The organism is Weissella sp. DD23 (assembly GCF_001579105.1).
Classification (GTDB): Bacteria; Bacillota; Bacilli; order Lactobacillales; family Lactobacillaceae; genus Weissella; species Weissella cibaria.
In genome coordinates, this window is record NZ_KQ970397.1 from 33,464 (window position 1) to 36,543 (window position 3,080).

The window sequence follows — 3,080 nt, forward strand, 5'->3', positions numbered from 1 at the left end:
CAACATGACCGTACTTGGTCGTGTTGGGGCTATTAACTATTTGTTAGCAATGACTTCGATGTGGTTACCTTCAAAATCATCTAAATGGAAAATGATATGCCGACCATCGTCACTCTCGGTAGCTGGCTTGGCCTGGGTGACATAGTAATTGATAAAGTGATTTTCAACGGTTTCCTTGTGATCACGAACGGTGACCTGGACAACAATTGGATCGGCTTCCGGATCTTCTTCAAACACGATTGATTGCTGATCGAAGTACAAGTGCCGGGATTCATTCTCACCAAATTCAGTTGGCAAATCAAAAACTTCACGGTAAAAACGGACAGCTCGTGCGACATTCGTGGTTGGAATGCGCAGGGGAGCAAATTTACGAACTCGCATAATAAACCTCATTTGACTATTAATGTGTGTCTATTATACGCCTTTCTCATGAGTGGTACACGATGGAAAATGGAGAATTCCCTGATTTGGGCGTCTGTATTGCTAGATGGAGGTGCACAAATGCTAGAAATTGCGGATTCGGTGCAAAAAGTTGGTGATGCTATGGTGCAACAGTTCGGGCAGTCACCACAAGAAGCCTGTTGGATACTTGCGGTCAATACGCAAATGCGGGTGCTAGAAGTTAATCGGGTTGCGATTGGTACCTTAGACAGTGTGACGGTGCATCCACGCGATATTTTTCGACGCCTAGTGGCATTGAATGCTTACGGCTTTATTGTGGTTCATAATCATCCGAGTGGTAGCTTACGGCTCTCACAAGCGGATCGTAAACTCATGACCCAGCTGGCAATGTGTAGCGGTGTCATGCAATTTCATTTGCTCGACTTTATGGTAATTTCAAGTCGTGGCTATACGAGTTTAAGGTCGCAACATTGGTTGACAGAAATAAGCGTTGAAACGTTGTATGACTTATGGACGAAAAACGATAAGGTGTGATAAACTTAATAAGAAATTAGTGTGGCGTTTTAGCGTAGCAATTAGTAATCTGCTCCTTGAAGTTTATCCGGACAGTGAGATTGTTTTTTGCAGCTGGTAAGGGTGACTTGGTTACGGTGGTAGGTGATAACTGCTGACGTATCCAGACTGCTTTATGTTAGGCCATAGAAAAATTAACTATAAAATATTGTAAAGAAAAGGGATAGAAGCCGTGTTTTCATTTGGAACTCGTAATGTCGGAATCGACTTAGGAACTGCCAACACGTTGGTATACATTGAAGGTAAGGGAATTGTGCTTCGTGAGCCATCAGTTGTGGCTCGTAACACAAAGACGAATGAAGTTGTCGCAGTTGGATCGGCTGCGAAGGATATGCTTGGTCGTACACCAGGCTCAATTAAGGCAATCCGCCCAATGCGTGATGGTGTTATCGCCGATTACGAGACGACGGTTGCTATGTTGAAGTATTACTTGGGTAAGGCCTTGGGGGGTCGCGGTGCTAAGCCATACGTTACGATTGGTGTGCCATCAGGCGTTACAGCTGTTGAACGCCGTGCGGTTATTGATGCGGCACGTGTCGCTGGTGCGCGTGATGCCTATGTCATCGAGGAACCATTTGCGGCTGCTGTCGGAGCTGGCTTGCCAGTGATGGAGCCAACAGGGTCAATGGTCGTTGACCTTGGTGGTGGAACGACTGATGTTGCCACAATTTCATTAGGTGGCATTGTGTCATCACGCTCAATTCGTATGGCCGGTGACAAGATTGATGAAGCAATCATGTCATACATTCGCCAAAAGTACTCTGTTCTGATTGGTGAGCAAACGGCAGAACGTTTGAAGATGGAAATCGGTTCAGCTGATGTTGAAGCTGCTAAGAGTGCGGAAGGAACATCTGCACGTGGTCGTGATTTGGTAACTGGTTTGCCAAAGACGATTGATATTGAAGCGGTTGACGTTGCTGACGCGATTAAGGATGTCATTTCAGAAATCATTATTGCAATTAAGGAAACGTTGGAAGAGACGTCACCAGAAATTGCTGCCGATGTTATCGATCACGGTATCGTTTTGACGGGTGGTGGGGCCATGTTGCAACACCTCGATGAAGTGATTGCTGAAGCGACGAAGGTGCCTGTTTTCGTTGCGCCTGAGCCATTAGATGCAGTTGTGATTGGTACTGGTGAAGCATTGAAGTCAATTGATGTTTTGAAGAACAACTAAGCAAGATAGACGATAACGCCGCACCATTCGGTGTGGCGTTGTTTATTTTAATCAAACGAAAGGCAATCGGAAGATGAAAAATATCTTTACATCACGCCGTTTGGTCGTCACAGTGATTGTCGCAATTGTGACGATTGGTGTGATTACACTTAGTTCGCGTGCACGTAGTTCTCAAAAAGAGCCAGCATTGCCAACTCGTGTTGTGTCAGACGTGTCAGGATGGGTGTCAGGTGTGGTAAGTTCACCCGTCAAAGCATTGAGTAGCAGTTATGCGGCAATTACAGATTTGCTGAACACGTATAACGAAAATGAAAAGTTAACAACGAAAATTGATGATTTGGCACAATCTAAGGTGCAGTTACAGACATTGCAAGCTGAAAATCGTGCTTTAAAAGATCAATTAAAAATTGATGGCACGTTAACTGACTATAAGGTTGTGAATGCAGTCGTCATTTCACGGTCACCAAGTAATTGGCAATCTCAGTTGATTATCAACAAGGGAACGAATGCCGGTCTTAAAAAGGGCTTGTCAGTGATGGGATCAGGTGGGTTGATTGGTCGTATCACCCAAGTTAATACAACAAATGCCAAGGTTGAATTGTTGTCTGATGATAGTCAAGTTGCGGATCGTTTTGCTATTCGGGTTACGAACAGCAACAGTGAAGTAATTGACGGTATTGTTACCAGTTTCAATCAATCAAAGAATCTAATTGTGATGGGACAAATTACATCTGACGTTGACGTTAAGAAGGGTGATTTGGTTACTACAAGTGGTTTGGGTGGTGTGACACCGGCTGGTTTGTACGTCGGTAAGGTTGCAAGTGTCGGTAAGGATAACTACGGCTTATCAAAGAAGATTTACATTAAGCCCGCGACAGACTTTAATAACGTGCCTGTTGTCAGCGTGGCAATTCCACAACAATAAAAA

General features: G+C 44.4%; 4 protein-coding genes. 3 read left to right on the forward strand and 1 reads right to left on the reverse strand.

Annotated elements, in window-relative coordinates:
* Positions 1-36: 36 nt before the first annotated feature.
* On the reverse strand, positions 37-381 hold the full coding sequence (locus WEIDD23_RS10090) for a VOC family protein (RefSeq protein ID WP_010373341.1): 345 nt from the start codon (positions 379-381) through the stop codon (positions 37-39).
* A gap of 120 nt (positions 382-501) precedes the next feature.
* Between WEIDD23_RS10090 and WEIDD23_RS10095 the strand changes: the two genes are divergently transcribed.
* From WEIDD23_RS10095 to mreC, 3 genes are all read left to right on the forward strand, one after another.
* Entirely contained in the window at positions 502-936 is a 435-nt protein-coding gene (locus WEIDD23_RS10095) for a JAB domain-containing protein (RefSeq protein WP_010373339.1), read from the forward strand.
* 211 nt (positions 937-1,147) lie between these two features.
* The gene (locus WEIDD23_RS10100) at positions 1,148-2,152 is read left to right on the forward strand and encodes a rod shape-determining protein (RefSeq protein ID WP_010373337.1); all 1,005 of its coding nucleotides are present in this window, start codon (positions 1,148-1,150) and stop codon (positions 2,150-2,152) included.
* A gap of 73 nt (positions 2,153-2,225) precedes the next feature.
* A complete protein-coding gene (mreC, locus tag WEIDD23_RS10105; RefSeq protein WP_010373335.1) occupies positions 2,226-3,077 on the forward strand; it encodes a rod shape-determining protein MreC in 852 nt (283 codons plus the stop codon).
* The last annotated feature ends 3 nt before the right edge of the window (positions 3,078-3,080 follow it).

Excerpts from the sequence above, each read along its gene's own strand:
- WEIDD23_RS10095 (WP_010373339.1), top strand. The coding sequence starts at position 502 with ATGCTAGAAATTGCGGATTCGGTGCAAAAAGTTGGTGATGCTATGGTG.
- mreC (WP_010373335.1), top strand. The coding sequence starts at position 2,226 with ATGAAAAATATCTTTACATCACGCCGTTTGGTCGTCACAGTGATTGTC.
- WEIDD23_RS10090 (WP_010373341.1), bottom strand. The coding sequence starts at position 381 with ATGCGAGTTCGTAAATTTGCTCCCCTGCGCATTCCAACCACGAATGTC.